The organism is Amycolatopsis sp. NPDC043885, from assembly GCF_056435685.1.
The window spans coordinates 386695-403223 of sequence record NZ_JBWKEA010000001.1; the positions used below are offsets into that span (position 1 = coordinate 386695).

Annotated in this window: 16 protein-coding genes; 9 read left to right on the plus strand and 7 right to left on the minus strand. The window is 70.2% G+C overall.

What is annotated here, in order from left to right:
- Positions 1-140 precede the first annotated feature (140 nt).
- Both AC069I_RS01960 and AC069I_RS01965 read left to right on the plus strand, forming a co-directional pair.
- Positions 141-1769, plus strand: coding sequence for a serine/threonine-protein kinase (locus AC069I_RS01960; RefSeq protein WP_478264664.1), 1629 nt, complete (start codon positions 141-143; stop codon positions 1767-1769).
- A gap of 13 nt (positions 1770-1782) precedes the next feature.
- Entirely contained in the window at positions 1783-2823 is a 1041-nt protein-coding gene (locus tag AC069I_RS01965; RefSeq protein WP_478225032.1) for a serine/threonine-protein kinase, read from the plus strand.
- Between the two features lies 1 nt (position 2824).
- Here AC069I_RS01965 and AC069I_RS01970 read toward each other — a convergent pair whose 3' ends face one another.
- Positions 2825-3493 (minus strand): alpha/beta hydrolase, encoded by a 669-nt coding sequence (locus AC069I_RS01970; protein WP_478225031.1) that lies wholly within the window; start codon positions 3491-3493, stop codon positions 2825-2827.
- Between the two features lie 62 nt (positions 3494-3555).
- Complete coding sequence (locus AC069I_RS01975) at positions 3556-4488, minus strand: LysR family transcriptional regulator (protein WP_478225030.1); 933 nt, start codon at positions 4486-4488, stop codon at positions 3556-3558.
- A 102-nt stretch (positions 4489-4590) separates the two neighbouring features.
- Here AC069I_RS01975 and AC069I_RS01980 point away from each other — a divergent pair, with 102 nt between their 5' ends.
- Together AC069I_RS01980 and AC069I_RS01985 are read left to right on the plus strand one after the other, a co-directional pair.
- Positions 4591-5532: a DMT family transporter gene (locus tag AC069I_RS01980; RefSeq protein ID WP_478225029.1), complete on the plus strand. Its 942-nt coding sequence runs from the start codon at positions 4591-4593 to the stop codon at positions 5530-5532.
- Positions 5529-5873 (plus strand): hypothetical protein, encoded by a 345-nt coding sequence (locus tag AC069I_RS01985; RefSeq protein ID WP_478264665.1) that lies wholly within the window; start codon positions 5529-5531, stop codon positions 5871-5873. The genes AC069I_RS01980 and AC069I_RS01985 overlap by 4 nt, the downstream gene beginning before the upstream one ends.
- Positions 5874-5958: 85 nt before the next feature.
- Here AC069I_RS01985 and AC069I_RS01990 read toward each other — a convergent pair whose 3' ends face one another.
- Genes AC069I_RS01990 through AC069I_RS02000 form a run of 3 tightly spaced genes read right to left on the minus strand, consistent with a single transcriptional unit; the run spans position 5959 to position 8398 of the window.
- A complete protein-coding gene (locus tag AC069I_RS01990) occupies positions 5959-6327 on the minus strand; it encodes a DUF4345 domain-containing protein (RefSeq protein ID WP_478225027.1) in 369 nt (122 codons plus the stop codon).
- Complete coding sequence (locus AC069I_RS01995) at positions 6328-7002, minus strand: response regulator (protein WP_478233949.1); 675 nt, start codon at positions 7000-7002, stop codon at positions 6328-6330.
- Between the two features lie 40 nt (positions 7003-7042).
- Entirely contained in the window at positions 7043-8398 is a 1356-nt protein-coding gene (locus tag AC069I_RS02000; RefSeq protein WP_478225025.1) for a PspC domain-containing protein, read from the minus strand.
- A gap of 109 nt (positions 8399-8507) precedes the next feature.
- On the opposite strand from AC069I_RS02000, the gene AC069I_RS02005 reads away from it, so the two are divergent.
- Complete coding sequence (locus tag AC069I_RS02005; RefSeq protein ID WP_478264666.1) at positions 8508-9779, plus strand: PspC domain-containing protein; 1272 nt, start codon at positions 8508-8510, stop codon at positions 9777-9779.
- Entirely contained in the window at positions 9772-10005 is a 234-nt protein-coding gene (locus tag AC069I_RS02010) for a hypothetical protein (protein WP_478225022.1), read from the plus strand. Before AC069I_RS02005 ends, AC069I_RS02010 begins: the two co-directional genes overlap by 8 nt.
- Positions 10006-10297: 292 nt before the next feature.
- Here AC069I_RS02010 and guaA read toward each other — a convergent pair whose 3' ends face one another.
- Positions 10298-11854: a glutamine-hydrolyzing GMP synthase gene (guaA, locus tag AC069I_RS02015; protein ID WP_478264667.1), complete on the minus strand. Its 1557-nt coding sequence runs from the start codon at positions 11852-11854 to the stop codon at positions 10298-10300.
- Between the two features lie 126 nt (positions 11855-11980).
- Between guaA and AC069I_RS02020 the strand changes: the two genes are divergently transcribed.
- The 3 genes from AC069I_RS02020 to AC069I_RS02030 are packed head-to-tail and all read left to right on the plus strand — an operon-like array spanning position 11981 to position 15077.
- The gene (locus AC069I_RS02020) at positions 11981-12526 is read left to right on the plus strand and encodes a DinB family protein (protein WP_478264668.1); all 546 of its coding nucleotides are present in this window, start codon (positions 11981-11983) and stop codon (positions 12524-12526) included.
- Positions 12527-12578: 52 nt separating this feature from the next.
- Positions 12579-13613, plus strand: a complete 1035-nt coding sequence (locus tag AC069I_RS02025; RefSeq protein ID WP_478233954.1) for a zinc-dependent alcohol dehydrogenase family protein — start codon at positions 12579-12581, stop codon at positions 13611-13613.
- 18 nt (positions 13614-13631) lie between these two features.
- A complete protein-coding gene (locus AC069I_RS02030; RefSeq protein WP_478225018.1) occupies positions 13632-15077 on the plus strand; it encodes an aldehyde dehydrogenase family protein in 1446 nt (481 codons plus the stop codon).
- On the opposite strand, the gene AC069I_RS02035 is transcribed toward AC069I_RS02030, so the two are convergent.
- Positions 15074-16513: an FAD-binding oxidoreductase gene (locus tag AC069I_RS02035; RefSeq protein ID WP_478264669.1), complete on the minus strand. Its 1440-nt coding sequence runs from the start codon at positions 16511-16513 to the stop codon at positions 15074-15076. The two genes, AC069I_RS02030 and AC069I_RS02035, sit on opposite strands and share 4 nt — an antisense overlap.
- Between the last annotated feature and the right edge of the window lie 16 nt (positions 16514-16529).

Genomic DNA, 16529 nt, shown 5'->3' on the forward strand with positions numbered 1-16529 from the left:
CCTTATCACGAGTCGGTCTCGGAAAAGCCGGCACACAGACCACTACATGTGCATACGCTCCAACGCTGTGGCGTGCTGAAGGCCGCACCGCGTACGCGGACGATTCCGCGTCGTGAAGACGGAGCCCAAAGGGAGGTCGCGTGAGCGACGAGGGTCGCCTGGTCGCCGGTCGATATCGCATCGCCGGGCGGATCGGCACGGGCGCGATGGGGGCCGTGTGGCAAGCGCACGACGAGGTACTCGGCCGCACGGTGGCGATCAAGCAGTTGCTTCTGCAACCCGGACTTGAGGCTCACGACGCCGAAGACGCCCGTCAGCGCACGATGCGCGAGGGGCGTATCGCCGCCAGACTGCACCACCCGAACGCCATCTCGGTGTTCGACGTCGTCACCGACGACAACGGCCAGCCGTGCCTGATCATGGAGTACCTGAACTCCACCAGCCTCGCCCAGGTGCTGCAGGAGGAGCGCACGCTGCCGCCGACGGAGGTCGCGCGGATCGGCGCGCAGGTCGCGGCGGCGCTGACCGAAGCGCACGCGGTCGGCATCGTGCACCGGGACATCAAGCCGGGCAACATCCTGCTGGCGCCCAACGGCACGGTGAAGATCACCGACTTCGGCATCTCGCGGGCCAAGGACGACGTGACGGTCACGAAGACCGGGATGATCGCCGGGACCCCCGCCTATCTGGCGCCCGAGGTGGCCATCGGCGGCGACCCCGGCCCGGAGTCGGACGTCTTTTCGCTCGGCTCGACGCTCTACGCGGCCTGCGAAGGCCAGCCGCCGTTCGGCCTCAGCGAGAACACGCTGAGCCTGCTGCACGCGGTCGCGGCCGGGCAGATCATCCCGCCGCGCCAGTCCGGCCCGCTCGCCAGCGTGCTGGCCGTGCTGCTGCACCCAGAGGTGCGGCACCGCCCCACCGCCGAAGAGTGCGAAGAGCTCCTCGCCGCCGTCGCGCGGGGTGAAACGCCGCTGGGTGGCCCCGCGGACGACACCGTGCTCGCCGCCCCGATCGCGGGTGCGCTCGCCGGCGGTGGCGTGACCCAGGCGCTCGACAGCGAGGCCGCCGGTCACTCGGGCTCGCTCCTCGACGACCAGGACGCGGCCGGGTCGTACTACGACGACGAGGACGACTACCACCAGCCGCCCGCGTCGGGCTACCCGGAAGACGACTACGACGGGTACGACAACTACGACGAGACGGCGTTGCTGGCCGAACGCGGCCACCCCGGCGGCGGCCCCGCGCCCACGCGCGCCGTCCCGATCCCCGCGGGCGACTACGACGACGATCCCTACGACGACGATTACGACAACCCGCCCCCGCCGCCGCCCACCCGCGCGCAGACCAGCCCGGTGGACGAGGACGACGACGAAAAGCCGGGCGCGTGGAAGAAGCCCGCGATCATCGGCGGTGTCGTGGTGGTGGCGCTGGCCGCGCTGGGGTTCTGGCTGCTGACCCCGAACAACCCGGAGACGCCCGCGCAGGTGGGGAACTCGTCGTCGAAGCCGGCACCCAGTTCGTCGGCGCAGACATCGGCTCCGGAGACGACGGACACGCCGACGGAGACGGAGTCCGCCGAGCCGCCCAAGGAGACGAGCGCGTCGAAGAGGACGTCGACCAAGGCGAGTCAGACGGACGAGCCCGACCCGACGACACCGTCCAAGACGCCCAGCAAGACTCCGACGAAGACGCCGACTCCCACGACACCGACCACGACGCCTACGCCGACGACCCCGACCAGCCAGACGGGCGAGCCCGGCGGAGCATGATCCGAGGCTGCAATTGAGTTCTGAGGGTTCCATCGTCGGCGGCCGGTACCGCCTGGACCAGCCCATCGGGCGAGGCCGGGCGGGCATCGTGTGGCTGGCGTTCGACACACGCCTGCTGCGCACGGTCGCGATGAAGCGCATGTACCTGCCCGTCGGGCTGCCGCCGGACCGGGCGGAGCAGGCCAAGGCCGTCGTCGTCCAAGAAGGCAAGGACGCGGCCAAGTTCGAGCACGCCACCGCCATCAAGGTGTACGACGTGCTGCCCGACGGGCCGGACGTGTGGCTGGTGATGGAGTACATCCCGTCCCGCGGGATGGCGACCTTCCTCGCCGAGCACGGCAGGCTGACCGCGGAACAGGCCGCCGGGCTGGGCATCGTGCTCGGCCGCGCGCTGGCCGCGATGCACGAGGCCGGGGTGGTGCACCGGACCGTCGAGCCGGGCACGGTCCTGCTGGCCGACGACGGCGGAGTGAAGCTCACCGACATCGGCATCACCGGCGGCGGCCCGAGCCCCGCGTACCGGGCGCCCGAGGTGGCGCGCGGCGAACCGGCGACTTCGGCGTCCGACGTGTTCTCGCTGGGCGCGACGCTGTACACGGCCGTCGAGGGGGTGCCGCCGTTCGGTGAGGACGGCGAGTCCTCGGAACGGCCGCCGCAGACCGCCGGGCCGCTGGCGGGCGCGCTGCGCAAGATGCTGCGGGCGGAGCCGGACGCGCGGCCGACGATGGCCGACACGGTGCGCTCCCTGAACGCGATCACCGAAGGGCGGCAGACGGCGTTCATCCCGCCGACCGCGCCCGCCATGCCGACGGTCCCGGCCTCGATGCCGGTGCCCATGCAGCAGCAGGCGCCGCAGTTTCCCCAGCACCAGCCGCAGCAGTATCAGCCGCCGCAGCCGCAGTACGCGCCGCCGGCGCAGCAGTACGCGCCCGCCGCGCCCGCCGCGCCGGTGGCGGCGAAGTCGCCGAACACCCGGAAATGGCTGATCGTCGCTGGCGCCGTGGTGGCGGCGATCCTCGTCGGTGTGCTGTTCGCGGAGCTGTTCCTGATCTGAGCTAGAGCCGCTCGAGGACCAGCGTCGCCAACTCGACAGGACGGCTGAGATACGGGCTGTGGCCGGCCCGCCAGGTCACCGTCGTGTCGCACCGGGCGGCGAAGTGGACGACCATTTCCGGGACGAGCGCCCGGTCTTCGGTGCAGGTGATGTAGGTGGTCGGGGTGTCCTTCCACGCCGAGCCTTCCGGTGACTCGTCGAAGATCGTGACGGGCTCGGAACGCAGCAGGGCCGTGGCGCGCTCGGCGACGGCGTCCGTGCAGTCGGCGTACATGGCCTCGCGGACGGCGGCGAGGTCGAGGTGGGTCAGGCCTTGGTCGTCGAAGGTCAAGGGCAACTGCTGGGGCTCGCGTCCGGTTTCTTCTCTGGTCCGCTCGATCCAGTACTGGGCGGTTTCCCCCGGTTCACTGACGATCGCGGCCAGGTAGACCAGGTGCGCGGCCCCCCGGAGGCCGCTGGCGGTCAGCCCGCCGAAGGAGTGCGCGAGCACCACCGGTGGCTCGGTCGCCTTGTCGACGATTTCCTGGACGGTCCGGGTGGTTTCGGCGATCGGACGCCCGCCCAGGTCGGGGACGGTGACCACGGCGCCTTCCCGGCGCAGGCGTTCGGCGAGGTCGTCGAAATGGGCGGGCTGGTGCCAAGAGCCGTGCAGGACGATCAGGGGGCGCACCGGGGTCCTTTCGCTGGCAGGTTCCCTGCCAGGTTGTCGACCGCCAGTGCGGCTGTTCAAGCTCAGCCGGTTTTCGTGCCCACTCGGCCAGTCCCGCTTACCTGTCCGGCCCCTTCGCGGATCGCGAGGAGGAACCGTCGCACCGCGGGGTGTTCCCTGGCGTGCGCGGCCACGGCGGCGTGGATGGACCGCACCGGATCCGGCCGCCGGACCTTGCGGATGGCGACGCCGGGATGCGGGGCGCCGAGGCCGAGCTCCGGGATCAGCGCGACACCGAGCCCGGCGGCCACGAACCCTTGTGCCGTCTGGTAATCCTCGGATTCGACGACGTGGTTCGGGGCGAATCCGGCCGCGCCGCAGGCGTCGAGCAGGATGTCGCGGCAGGCGCCGGGAAGACCGTCGACGCCGACCCACGGATCCTCCGCGAGCTCGCCGAGATCGAGGACGCGTTTGCGGGCGAGCCGGTGGTTCTTCGGCAGGATCGCGCGGTACGGATCGTCGAGGAGGTGGATGTACTCGACGCCTTTGATCCGGGGAGTGCTGCTGGGGAGCACGATCATCGCGACGTCGGCCTTGCCCGACTCGATCTCGGGCATCGAATCGTCGGGCTCGACCAGTTTCAGGTCGAGGCGGACACCCGGGAAGTCACGGCGCAGCGCGGCGACGGCCAAGGGCACCAGCGACGCGCCCGCGGTGGCGAAATAGCGGATCGCGAGCCTGCCCGTGCGGCCTTCCTTGAGTTCGGTGAGCGCGGCTTCGGCCTTGGCGAGCTGCGTGCTCAGCGTTTCCGCGTGTTCGGACAGCAGCGAACCGGCTGGCGTCGGCCGCACGCCGCGGCCGACGCGTTCGAGCAGTTCGACGCCCGCTTCCCTTTCCAGGGTGGACAATTGCTGGCTGATCGCGGAAGGTGTGTAGCCGAGGTTCCGGGCGGCGGCGGTGATCGAACCGCTGCTGATGACGGCTCGGAGGACCTGCATGCGGCGGACGTCCAGCATGCTCCGATCGTACAGTTCTTCTTAAGGCTCCCTGCAGTTATTTTCGCTTGTCCTTACGCGTCGGCGCGGCGAAGCTGGGCCAGGCACTTAAGGAGGACTGGGGTGGGCGAGACGAAGACCCTGCTGCGGATCGGCGCGCTGGCGCTCATGTGGGGATCGAGTTTCTTCTGGATCAAACTGGGGCTCGGCGCGTTCTCGCCGGTGCAGCTGGTGCTGGCGCGGGTGGCGCTCGGCGCGGCGGTGCTGATCGGGCTCTGCTACCTCGGCCGGGACCGGCTGCCGTCGGGACGGCGGATCTGGGGGCACCTGGCCGTCGCGGCGTTCTTCCACAACGCGCTGCCGTTCCTGCTGTTCGCGTGGGGTGAGCTGACCGTCGACTCCGGGATCACCGGGGTGCTGAACTCGACGACACCCCTGTGGGTGTTGCTGGCCGCGCCGATGATGGGCGCGCGGACGAAGATGACCGCGGTGCGGGTCACCGGACTCGTCGTCGGGCTCGCCGGGATCCTGCTGATCTTCGCGCCGTGGGAGGCCTCCGGCCTGCTCAGCTGGGGCGCGTTGGCGTGCCTCGCGGCGGCCGCGAGCTACGGGTTCGCGTTCGTCTACGAGGGCAAGTACCTCACCGGTACCGGTGACTCGCCGCTGTCGCTGGCCGGCGGGCAGATGCTGCTGGCGACCGGGTTCCTGCTGCTCGCGATGCCGATGGGCGGGTTCGAACCGGTGAACCTGAGCACCGGCGCGATCGTCGCGGTCGTGATCCTGGGGATCGGGTCGACCGGGATCGCGTTCGCGCTGAACTACCAGCTCCTCGCGAGCGAGGGCGCCGTCGCGGCGTCGATCGTCGGCTACCTGCTGCCGGTGGTTTCGGTACTGCTGGGGGCGGTGTTCCTGGCCGAGCCGCTGAACCTGCGGGTGATCGCCGGAATGGTCGTCGTGCTGGGCGGGGTCGCGCTGACCCGGCTCCGCCCGAGGGAGCAAGGGACCTTTGCTACCACTCCGCAGGTCGAGCGCCCTCTCGCCGCCGCCGGGGAGGCCGCGCCGTGACCGCCACGACGACGTTGTGGCGGCCGACGGGCCCGGCCGAGCTCGACCTCGTCCGCGAGTCGGGCTGGCGCGAGTGGCCGCCGCGGCTGCCGGAGCAGCCGATCTTCTACCCGGTGCTGAACGAGGACTACGCGATCAAGATCGCCCGCGACTGGAACGTGCGGTACGACGGCGCCGGGTTCGTGACGCGGTTCGAGGTCGAGATCGCGTTCGTCGAGCGGTACCCCGTCCAGCAGGCGGGCGGGAAGACGATCCTGGAGCTCTGGGTCCCGGCCGAGGACCTCGCCGAGTTCAACGCGCACATCGTCGGGAAGATCGAGGTCACCCACGAATTCCGCTGACCTGCGTTTAGCGGGCAAAACGCGACGCGGTGGGGCCTGGGGGCTCGCCGGATCGCGATTAGCCCGCTAAACGCAGGTCAGGGCGTCAGAGGGTCGCGAGGATGAGCAGGGTGGCGAGGACGATCTCGACCCAGAAGTAGAGCCAGCTCGGATAGAACCGCTCCGGCCGCTCCGCGAACCGCGCGACCAGCCGTCCGAAGGCCATCCCGGCGAGCGCGACGGCCACCGCGATCGCGGCGCCCCGCTGTATCCCGCCGACGTCGAAAGCCGCGAACCCGAGCAGCACCGCGACAGCCACCCCGAAGCCGCCGTACACCGCGCGCACTTCGGTCCGCGCCGTCGCCGACTCCAGCGAGATGCCGAACGGCCGGATCAGCCGTTTCGGCGCGACGAGCCCGAGCAGCCCCATGCCCAGGAAGAACACGGCCACCAGGCCGATGAGAACAGGCGCCACCTAGACGAGACGCCGGTCGGAAGCCCAGCGCGAAAGCTCGTACCGGTTCGAAAGCTGCGTCTTCCGCAGCACGCTCGACACATGCGTCTCGACGGTCTTCACCGAGATGAACAGCTCCGACGCGATCTCCTTGTACGCGTACCCGCGCGCGAGCAGCCGCAGCACGTCACGCTCACGCGGGGTCAGCAGGTCGAGATCCGGGTCGCTGATCGGCGCGGAACCCGGCCGGTCGGCGAAGGCGTCGAGCACGAATCCGGCCAGCCGCGGCGAGAACACCGCGTCCCCCTCCGAGACCCGCACGACGGCACGGACGAGTTCCTTCGACGAGATCGTCTTCGTGACGTAGCCCCGCGCCCCCGCGCGGATCACGGCGATCACGTCCTCCGCGGCGTCGGAGACCGACAGCGCGAGGAACACGACGTCCGGCAGTTCCGGCCGGACCCGGCGCAGCACCTCGGCGCCGCCGCCGTCCGGCATGTGCACGTCGAGCAGCACGACCTGCGGTTTGGTCCGGGCGATGCCCGCGACCGCTTCGGCGACCGAGCCCGCCTCGCCGACCACGCGGACGTCGTCGGTGATCGAGTCCAGTTCGGTGCGCACACCCGCGCGGAAGAGCGCGTGGTCGTCGACGAGGAAGACCTTGACCGGCTCCCGCGTCTGCTGGTTCTCCGTCACGATGCTCCCTCGCTCGCCCTGTCCCGTGAGCATAGCGACCTCACGCCGCGCCCTTCCCCGCCTTGACCGGCATCTCCAGCTGGACCTCGGTTCCTTCACCCGGTGCGGTACGCAGCTTGCACTTGCCCCCGTGCCGTTCCATCCGCCCCCGGATGGAATCGGCGAGACCGTGCCGGTCGCTCGGCACGACGTCGGGGTCGAACCCCTTGCCCCTGTCCCGCACGAAGACCGTCACCGCTGTCGGCTCGACCTCGGCGTACACACTTACCTCGTCGACACCCGCGTGCTTGGCGGCGTTGACGATCGCTTCGCGTGCCGCCTGGACCAGCGCGGTCAGCGGCTCGTTCAGCGTGGCCTCCCCCACGACGACCTGCTGCACCGAAATCGCGAACGCGTCCTCGACCTCGCCGCACGCGGCGGCGAGCACTTCGGACAGCTGACCGCTGACGGCCTCTTCCTCGGTCTTCTTGCTCTTGCCGTACCCCGACGGCCCGTACAGCCAGCCACGCAGCTCGCGTTCCTGACCGCGCGCGAGCCTCGCGACCTCACGCGGCGATTCCGCCTGCTTCTGGATCAGCGCGAGGGTCTGGAGGACCGAGTCGTGCAGATGCGCGGCGATCTCGGCGCGTTCGTCGGTGCGGATGCGCGCCATCCGCTCGTCGGACAGGTCGCGGACCAGGCGCAGCCAGAACGGGACGGTCAGCACGGCGACCCCGAACAGCGTCGCGATCACGGCGACCAGCGCGAACTTGACCTGGTCGATGCTGCCGCTCTCCAGGACGACGACGCCGATGCCGGTCATCACCAGGGCGACACCGGCGACCACGCGGATCGCGGCCGACCAGCCTCCGCCGCCGAGGAACGCCGTGGCGACACCGCCCTTGGCACTGACGCGCCAGCGCCGTCGTTGCGACTCGTCGGCCTCCCGCCAGACGACGGCCGCACCGATCATCGCCAGCGCCAGCGGGATGGCCACCCAGCCGCTGATCAGGCCGGTCAACGTGCCGCTGGCGACGGCGAGACCGACACCCAGCGCCATCAGGCCGAACGCCTGCTGTTTCTCCTTCGGCGCTGATTTCTCCGGCTCGACCTCGCCGGATTGCTGCTGGACGAACACCCAGAGCAGGCCGTACGCGAGCAGTCCGGCGCCGTTCAGGGCGGCCAGCAACGCGAACGCGGTCCGGACCCAGAGCACCTTGACGCCGAGGTGGTCGGCGAGACCGCCGGCGACACCCGCGATGGCGCGGCCGGAGCGGCGGCGGTACATCTTGGGCGGCTCGAACGGTGCCGGGGACAGGCTGCCGGGAACGGGCACCGGAGGGCGCTCGATGATCGTCGGCTTCACCTGTTCGGCGAGGTCGTTGGGGGCGGATTCCTGCACGTTCTCCATGGTCACACGGAGTGGGGTACTGATCCATCGGGGAAACCCCTGACTCTTCCCGCTGGGGAAACCTCAGGGACGTTCCCGGATGTGGCGGGGGCCGCCGGGGCGCATTCTTTGTGGCATGAGTGGGAGTGAGACACAGGTTCCGAAGCGCGGCCCCGCGGCCGGCTTCGAGGAGACCGTCAAGGATTTCTGGCGGAGCAGGCCGGTCCGCCCGGTGGCGGGCCGCAAGTTCGCCGGTGTGGCCGCCGGCATCGGCTACCGGTACGGCATCGACCCGACCGTGGTCCGTGTCGCGCTGGTCGCGGCGACCGTGTTCGGCGGTTTCGGCGTCTTCGTCTATCTGCTGGGCTGGCTGTTCCTGCCGCAGGAGGGCGACCGCGTTTCCGCTTTCGAGGGTCTGATCGGACGGGGCCGCGCGTCGAGTTCGCCCGCGTTCGCGGTGCTGCTGCTGATCCTGCTGTTCCCCGGTCTCACCTGGACCTTGAGCGGCGGCTGGATGACCGACGGCACCGGGCTGATCGGGTTCGCGCTGATGGCCGTCGCGCTGTATCTGCTGCACCGCAACCGCGGTCAGTTCAACCGGCCGTCGATGCCCGCCCCGGCTCAGCCTGCCGCCGCGTTCTCGATGGCGTCGGCCTCGGCCGCCTCTACCTCGACGGCGACCGAGGGCGGCTGGGACCCGCTCGCGGCCGACCCGTCCGCTTGGGATCTGCCGAACGCTTCACCGTCCGGCGGAATGCCGCCGCAGCCCCCTCCGCCGCCTCCCGCGCCGCCGATGCCCCGTCGCCGCAAGTCGAAGATCGGCGCCGCGACCTTCGGGATCGCCGTGCTGGTCGGCGGGATCGGCACCGTCCTCGGCCTGGACGGCGAGGCGTGGTTCACACCGCAGCACGTCATCGGGCTCACCCTGGGTGTGGTCGGTATCGGTCTGGTGGCCGGTTCGTTCGTTCGGGGTGGTCGCGGGCTGATCGGGCTCGCGGTGCCGCTGGCGATCGTCGGGATGGCGCTGACCACGGTGCCGTTCGAGAACTTCTCCGTGAAGGGCGGCGTCGGCGACCTGACGGCGACGCCGAGCCAGGTGTCCGAGGTACTGCCGGAGTACCACCGCTCGGCGGGCAACATCGACGTCGACCTGACCAAGCTGCCAGCGGGCGCTTCGGTGACCACGAAGGTCTCCAACGGGGCGGGCAACTCGACGGTGCTCGTGCCGGCGGGTGCCGAAGTGAAGGTCTCCTGCGAGACGGGCGCGGGCGAGGTCGACTGCCTCGGTCAGTCCCGCTCGGGGGTCGGCGAGGACGCCGTCGACTTCACCGCGCCTGGCGACAACGGGCAGAAGATCACTTTGCAGGTCAAGAACGGTGTCGGGAACGTGGAGGTGCGTCGTGGCTGAGTACGACTACGACAACACGCAGACCCAGTCGGCTCAGCCGTCGAAGCGCGGGGTGGACGTCTTCACCCTGATCATCGGCATCGCGACGCTGCTGGTGTCGGGTTACGTCCTCTCGGACGGCTCCTCGTGGCTGCCGCAGTTCGACTTCCGGTGGGTCATGGCGGGTGGGGCGATCTTCGTCGGCGTCCTGCTGCTCGCCGCTTCGCTGCGCAAGAGCCGCCGCTAGCGGCGCCGCTCACGCTCCACCCCACTCCGAAGGCCCCGGCCCCTCGCCGGGGCCTTCGCCTTGCTCCCACCCCGGCGCCCGACCTGCGTTTAGCCCCCTAATCGCGATCTGGGCGGCGCTGGGTGCCCACGGCCACCGACCTGCGTTTCGCGGGCTAATCGCGATCCGGGCCGCGGCCGGCGCCCAAGACCCCAGAGCGCAGTTAGCGGGCTAAACGCGATCCGGTCGCCTGGGGTGCCCAGAGTCGTCAGATCGCGATTAGGGGGCTAAACGCAGGTCCGGGCGGGGCCGGTCACTCCCACTCGATGGTGCCCGGCGGCTTGGACGTGACGTCCAGGACCACCCGGTTCACCTCGGCGACCTCGTTGGTGATGCGGGTCGAGATCCGCTCCAGCACCTCGTAGGGCAGCCGCGTCCAGTCCGCGGTCATCGCGTCCTCGGACGACACGGGTCGCAGCACGATCGGGTGCCCATAGGTCCGCCCGTCGCCCTGGACGCCGACGCTGCGGACGTCGGCCAGCAGCACCACCGGGCACTGCCAGATCTCGCCGTCCAGCCCGGCCGCGGTGAGCTCCTCGCGCGCGATGGCGTCCGCCGCGCGCAGCGTCTCGAGCCGCTCGGCGTCGACGGCGCCGATGATCCGGATGCCGAGCCCCGGGCCGGGGAACGGCTGCCGCTGCACGATCGTCTCCGGCAGCCCGAGCTCCAGCCCGACGCGGCGCACCTCGTCCTTGAACAGCAGGCGCAGCGGCTCGACGAGCTCGAACTGCAGGTCGTCGGGCAGTCCGCCGACGTTGTGGTGGCTCTTGATGTTCGCCGCGCCCTCACCGCCGCCGGACTCGACGACGTCCGGGTACAGCGTGCCCTGGACCAAGAACTTGTAGTCGCCCTTGGCCTTGAGGTCGCGCTCGGCCTGCTCGAACACGCGGATGAACTCGCGCCCGATGATCTTGCGCTTCTCCTCGGGATCAGTGACCCCGGCCAGCGCGTCGAGGAACCGGTCGCGCGCGTCGACGGTCACCAGGTTGACCCCGGTCGCGGCGACGAAATCGCGTTCGACCTGGGTGCGCTCGCCGGAGCGGAGCAGACCGTGGTCGACGAACACGCAGGTCAGCCGGTCGCCGATGGCCCGCTGGACCAGCGCGGCGGCCACGGCGGAGTCGACGCCGCCGGAGAGCCCGCAGATCGCCCGGCCGTCGCCGACCTGCTCGGCGATGCGCTTGACCTGGTCGTCGACGATGGACGACGTCGTCCACTGCGGCTTGATGCCCGCGATGTCGTGCAGGAAGCGGCGAAGCACCTCCTGGCCGTGCGGCGAGTGGTGCACCTCGGGGTGGTACTGGACACCGGCGAAGCGGCGCTTGACGTCTTCGAACCCGGCGACGGCGGCGCCGTCACTCGAAGCGGTCACGGTGGCGCCCTCGGGAGCCTTGGTGACGCTGTCGTTGTGGCTCATCCAGGCGGGCTGGTTGCTCGGGAGGCCGGCGTGCAGGACACCGCCCTCACCGGCGACGCGGACCTCGGTGCGGCCGAACTCGCGGATCCCGGTCGGCTCGACCGTCCCGCCGAGGGCCTGAGCGAGCACCTGGTGGCCGTAGCAGATGCCGAGGATCGGCACGCCCGCGTCGACCAGTCCGGGGGCGAGGGCGGGGGCGTTCTCCGCGTACACGCTGGAAGGACCACCGGAAAGAATGATCGCGGCGGGGTCCTTGGCGAGGATGTCCTCGGCGGTGGCGGTGTGCGGGACGACCTCGGAGTAGACCTGCGCCTCACGCACGCGCCGCGCGATCAGTTGCGCGTACTGCGCCCCGAAGTCCACGACGAGTACCGGACCGGTGGGACTGGGCACCTGAAACCTCCAGATCAGAGCAGTACGCTTCCCCACCATCGTCCCAGGTGGGCCGGGTCACCTCGCCGCCAACCCCCTCACGATTCAGGACAGCGGATGACCGCGAGGCGTCCTAACGTCCGAGACATGGAAATCGACTGGAGCAAGGAACTCTCCGAACAGCTCGACTGGCATTGGACACAGCATCTCCGGCCCCGGCTGGACACCCTCGGCGACGACGAATACCTCTGGGAACCCGTCGAAGACTGCTGGACGATCCGGCCGGGCGAGAACGGCGCTTTCACGATCGACTGGGCGTATCCGGAGCCGTCTCCGCCGCCGGTGACGACGATCGCGTGGCGCCTCGCCCACATCATCATCGGCGTGTTCGCGATGCGAAACGCGTCGCATTTCGGCGGACCGCCCGTCGACTACCAGACCTTCCCCTACGCGGGCTCCGCCAAAGAAGCGCTGAAGCAGCTCGACGACGCCTACGCGCGCTGGCGTGACGGCGTCCGCGGCCTCATCGCCGAGGACCTCGCGCACCCCTGCGGCGAGGCTGAAGGCCCGTACGCGGAGTACCCGCTCGCGACCCTCGTCCTGCACATCAACCGGGAGGCCATCCACCACGGCGCCGAGGTCCTGCTGCTCCGCGACCTCTATCGGTCCCGTCCCCGAACAGATCGCGTTTAGCGGGCTAAACGCGACGCGCCCATACTGGGGCCAGCCGAGGAAAGGACCCGTCTTGCGAGCGACTCTCATCTACGGCGCCGGCGACGTACGCGTCGAGACCGTCCCGGACCCGAAGCTGAGCGAACCGACCGACGCCCTCCTCCGCGTCGTCCGCTCCTGCATCTGCGGCAGTGACCTCTGGCCGTACGGCAGCATGCCCGCGCGCGAGCGCGGCGTCCGGATCGGGCACGAGTTCCTCGGCGTCGTCGAGGCCGTCGGCTCCGACGTCACCACGCTCAAACCGGGAGACCTGGCCGTAGCGCCTTTCGTCTACTCCGACAACACGTGCCAGTTCTGCCGCGAAGGCCTCCACACCTCCTGCCTGCACGGTGGCAACTGGGGTGCGAAGGGCGTCGACGCCGGCCAGGGCGAGGCCGTCCGCGTCCCCCAGGCCGACGGCACGCTCGTGAAACTGCCGCACACCGAGGACGACGACCTCCTCGCCTCGTTCCTCACGCTTTCCGACGTGTTCGCGACCGGCCACCACGCGGCGGTCAAAGCGGGCGTGAACGAGCGCGCCACCGTCACTGTCATCGGTGACGGCGCCGTAGGTCTCTCCGCGGTTCTCGCGGCGAAGCGCCTCGGAGCCGAGCGCATCATCCTGATGGGCCGCCACCGGACCCGCACGGACCTCGGCCGCGAGTTCGGCGCGACAGACGTCGTAGCCGAGCGCGGCGACGAAGGCATCGAGAAGGTCCGAGAGCTGACGAACGGCGAAGGCACGCACACCGTCCTCGAATGCGTCGGCACGAAGCCCGCCTTCGAGATGGGCGTCGGCGCGGTCCGCCCCGGCGGCACACTCAGCCGCGTCGGCGTGCCGCAGTACGCCGAGGGCCCGATCGGCCCCGCGCTCTTCCGCCGCAACATCACCGTCACCGGTGGCGTCGCCCCGGCCCGCCACTACATCCCCGAGCTGCTCGAAGACGTCGTCGAGGGCAAGTACCAGCCGGGCAAGGTCTTCGACCGGACCATCGGGCTCGAAGAGGTCCCCGACGGTTACCGTGCGATGGCGGACCGCGAAGCGCTCAAGGTGCTCGTCAAACCCTGACTGGAATACCTTGTCCCCATGGACATGATCACCCCGGAGCCGCGCCCCGCCTGGATCGCCGGACGCCCCGAGCAGGGCGCTTCGACGATCACCGTGCATCACCCCTACGACGGCAGCGAAGTCGCCACCGTCGCGGTGCCCGGACCGGAGCAGGTCGAACGAGCGGTGAGCGCTGCGGCGAGCGTCGCGAAGGAGTTCCGGCGTTCCTCGGCGCACAGCCGCGCCGCGGCGCTCGACCACGTTTCGCGGGTCCTCGCCGGCCGGGCCGAGGAGATCGCCGAGGTCATCACCGCCGAGAACGGCAAGCCGCTCAAGTGGGCCGACGCGGAGGTCCGGCGCGCGGTGTCGGTGTTCCGGATCGCGGCCGAAGAGGCCCGCCGGTTCAGCGGCGACCTGCAGCGCCTGGACACCGACCCCGCGGGCGAGGGCAGGCTGGCACTGACCCGGCGTATCCCGCGCGGCCCGGTGCTGGGCATCGCGCCGTTCAACTTCCCCTTGAACCTGGTGGCGCACAAGGTCGCGCCGTCGCTCGCGGTCGGCGCGCCGATCATCGTCAAACCCGCGCCGCGCACGCCGTTGTCCGCGCTGATCCTCGGCGAGATCCTGGCCGAGACGGACCTGCCGGAAGGCGCGTTCTCGGTACTGCCGCTCGGCAACGAGGAGACTTCGGCGCTGGTCGCGGATCCTCGGCTCCCGGTCGTGTCGTTCACCGGTTCGGGTCCGGTCGGCTGGTCGATCGCGGATGCCGCGCCGCGCAAGCATGTCGTGCTCGAACTCGGCGGCAACGCGGCCGCCGTCGTGCTCCGCGACTGGCCGGATCCGGAAGGTGCCGCGGAGCGCATCGCGACCTTCGGCAACTACCAGGCCGGGCAGTCCTGCATCGCCGTGCAGCGCGTGATCGTCGAACGCGAGGTCGCCGAGGAATTCGTGCCCGCCTTGGTGGAAGCCGTACGGGCACAGCGAACCGGTGACCCGTACGACAAGAACACCGACGTCGGCCCGGTCGTCGACGAAGCCGCCGCGGAGCGGATCGTCGCCTGGATCGACGAGGCCGTCGCCGCGGGGGCGAAGATCCTCACCGGCGGCAAGCGAGAGGGCGCGACGGTGCAGCCGACCGTGCTCACCGACGTGCCACCGTCCACAAAGGCCTGGGCGGAGGAGATCTTCGGGCCGGTACTCGCAGTATCCCTTGTGGACGGTGTCGACGAGGCTTTCGCGTCGGTCAACGAATCCGCCTACGGCTTGCAGGCCGGAGTGTTCACCCGCGACGTGCATCTCGCCTTCTACGCGTCGACGGAACTCGAAGTGGGCGGCGTGATCATCGGCGACGTCCCGAGCTACCGCGCGGACCAGATGCCCTACGGCGGCGTCAAGGGATCGGGCGTCGGCAGGGAAGGCGTCCTGGCCGCGATGCACGACCTCACCGAGGAACGGGTCACCGTCTTCACCGGCATCGACCTCTAGTCCGGGGTGATGGCCTGCGCGAATCCGAACACCTTGTCCGGGTCGTAGGTCTTCGCCACCTGCTTGAGGCGGGTGGCGTTGCCGCCGTAGTAGGCCGTCATCCAGTCGGGCAGGGCGGGGTCGATGTAGTTGACGTAGCCCCCGTCCAGCCCGATCCCCGTCACCACCTCCGCGACGGAATCCGTTGCCGCGGAACGGTTACGCGCGTCCGCCTGACTGTAGATCTGGACGCTGCCGAGCGCTTTCCGGTGCCAGAACGCGGTGGCGTCCGGGGCGATGTCGGCGACAGCGCCACCGAGACCGTCGACCAGCAGGTCCATTCCGCGCCTGCCCTTGAGGATCGACGTCAGTTTCGCGGGATCCGCCGGTTCGCCGAGAATCCGCGATGAGGCCACAAAGGACTGACGATTCTCGCTGCCGGAGAAGTACTTCATCGCGCCGAGATAGTCGAACTGCTTGACCGAACGCGTCGCACCGGAGAATCCGTCCAGCAGCTTACCCAAGGAAGCGGAATCGCCGACGTAGCAACCGGAAATACGCGCACCGACCGGAGACCCGCCGGACAGCACGACGTTCGCCCACAGCTCAGGCGGTGCTTCGGGAAGCCAACGCTGCCACTCGGCGACGACATCGTCCGCGCTGCCCGCCGGGAAATGCAAGGAGAACACCGAAACGGCCGACGGCGCGGGATCCGTGCGGAAGGTGAACGAGGTGACGACACCGAAGTTGCCACCTCCCCCACCGCGCAACGCCCAGAACAGCTCCGGCTCGGAATCCGCCGACACCGTCCGGAGTTCCCCGTCCGCCGTGACGACCTGCGCGGACACCAGATGGTCACAGGTGAGACCGTATTTGCGGGCCAGGACACCGATTCCGCCGCCGAGCGTCAGACCGGCGATCCCGACGCTGGGGCACGAACCCGCCGGCAGGCAACGGCCCGCGCCGCCGAGTGTCGCGTAGACGTCCTTCAGTTTCGCGCCCGCGCCGATCACGACCTGATCACCTTGGACGTCCACTGAGGACATTCCGCTGAGGTCGATCATCAAGCCACCGTCGGGAACCGAGTAGCCGGCGTAGCTGTGGCCTCCACTGCGCGCGGCGATAGGAACCCGTCTCGCGGCAGCGGAAACGGCCGCCTGCACGTCTTCGGGCTTGGCGCATTTCGCGATGGCAGCGGGATTGAGGCCGTCGAAGGCCGGATTGAACACACGCTTGGCGCTGCCATAACCGGAATCCCCGGGCAGGAGGAGGGAGACCTTGTTCCGCAACGCGGCCCAATCCGGCGGACCGGGCGGCGGCGTGACGCCGGTGCTCGGCGGCAACGACGTGCCTGGAGCCGAGCTGGGCGCTTGCGCGGGAGGGGCGGCGGAACACGCCGTCGCGGCCGCCCCGGCCACGGTCGCGCCGGCGAGCTTGAGGAACGCCCTTCTCTCCATGCCCGTTAGACGCCCA

Bases quoted from the DNA above. Each gene is read 5' to 3' on its own strand.
- AC069I_RS02035 (WP_478264669.1), bottom strand. From the start codon at position 16,513: ATGGAGAGAAGGGCGTTCCTCAAGCTCGCCGGCGCGACCGTGGCCGGG.
- AC069I_RS01975 (WP_478225030.1), bottom strand. From the start codon at position 4,488: ATGCTGGACGTCCGCCGCATGCAGGTCCTCCGAGCCGTCATCAGCAGC.
- AC069I_RS02030 (WP_478225018.1), top strand. From the start codon at position 13,632: ATGGACATGATCACCCCGGAGCCGCGCCCCGCCTGGATCGCCGGACGC.
- AC069I_RS02020 (WP_478264668.1), top strand. From the start codon at position 11,981: ATGGAAATCGACTGGAGCAAGGAACTCTCCGAACAGCTCGACTGGCAT.
- AC069I_RS02005 (WP_478264666.1), top strand. From the start codon at position 8,508: ATGAGTGGGAGTGAGACACAGGTTCCGAAGCGCGGCCCCGCGGCCGGC.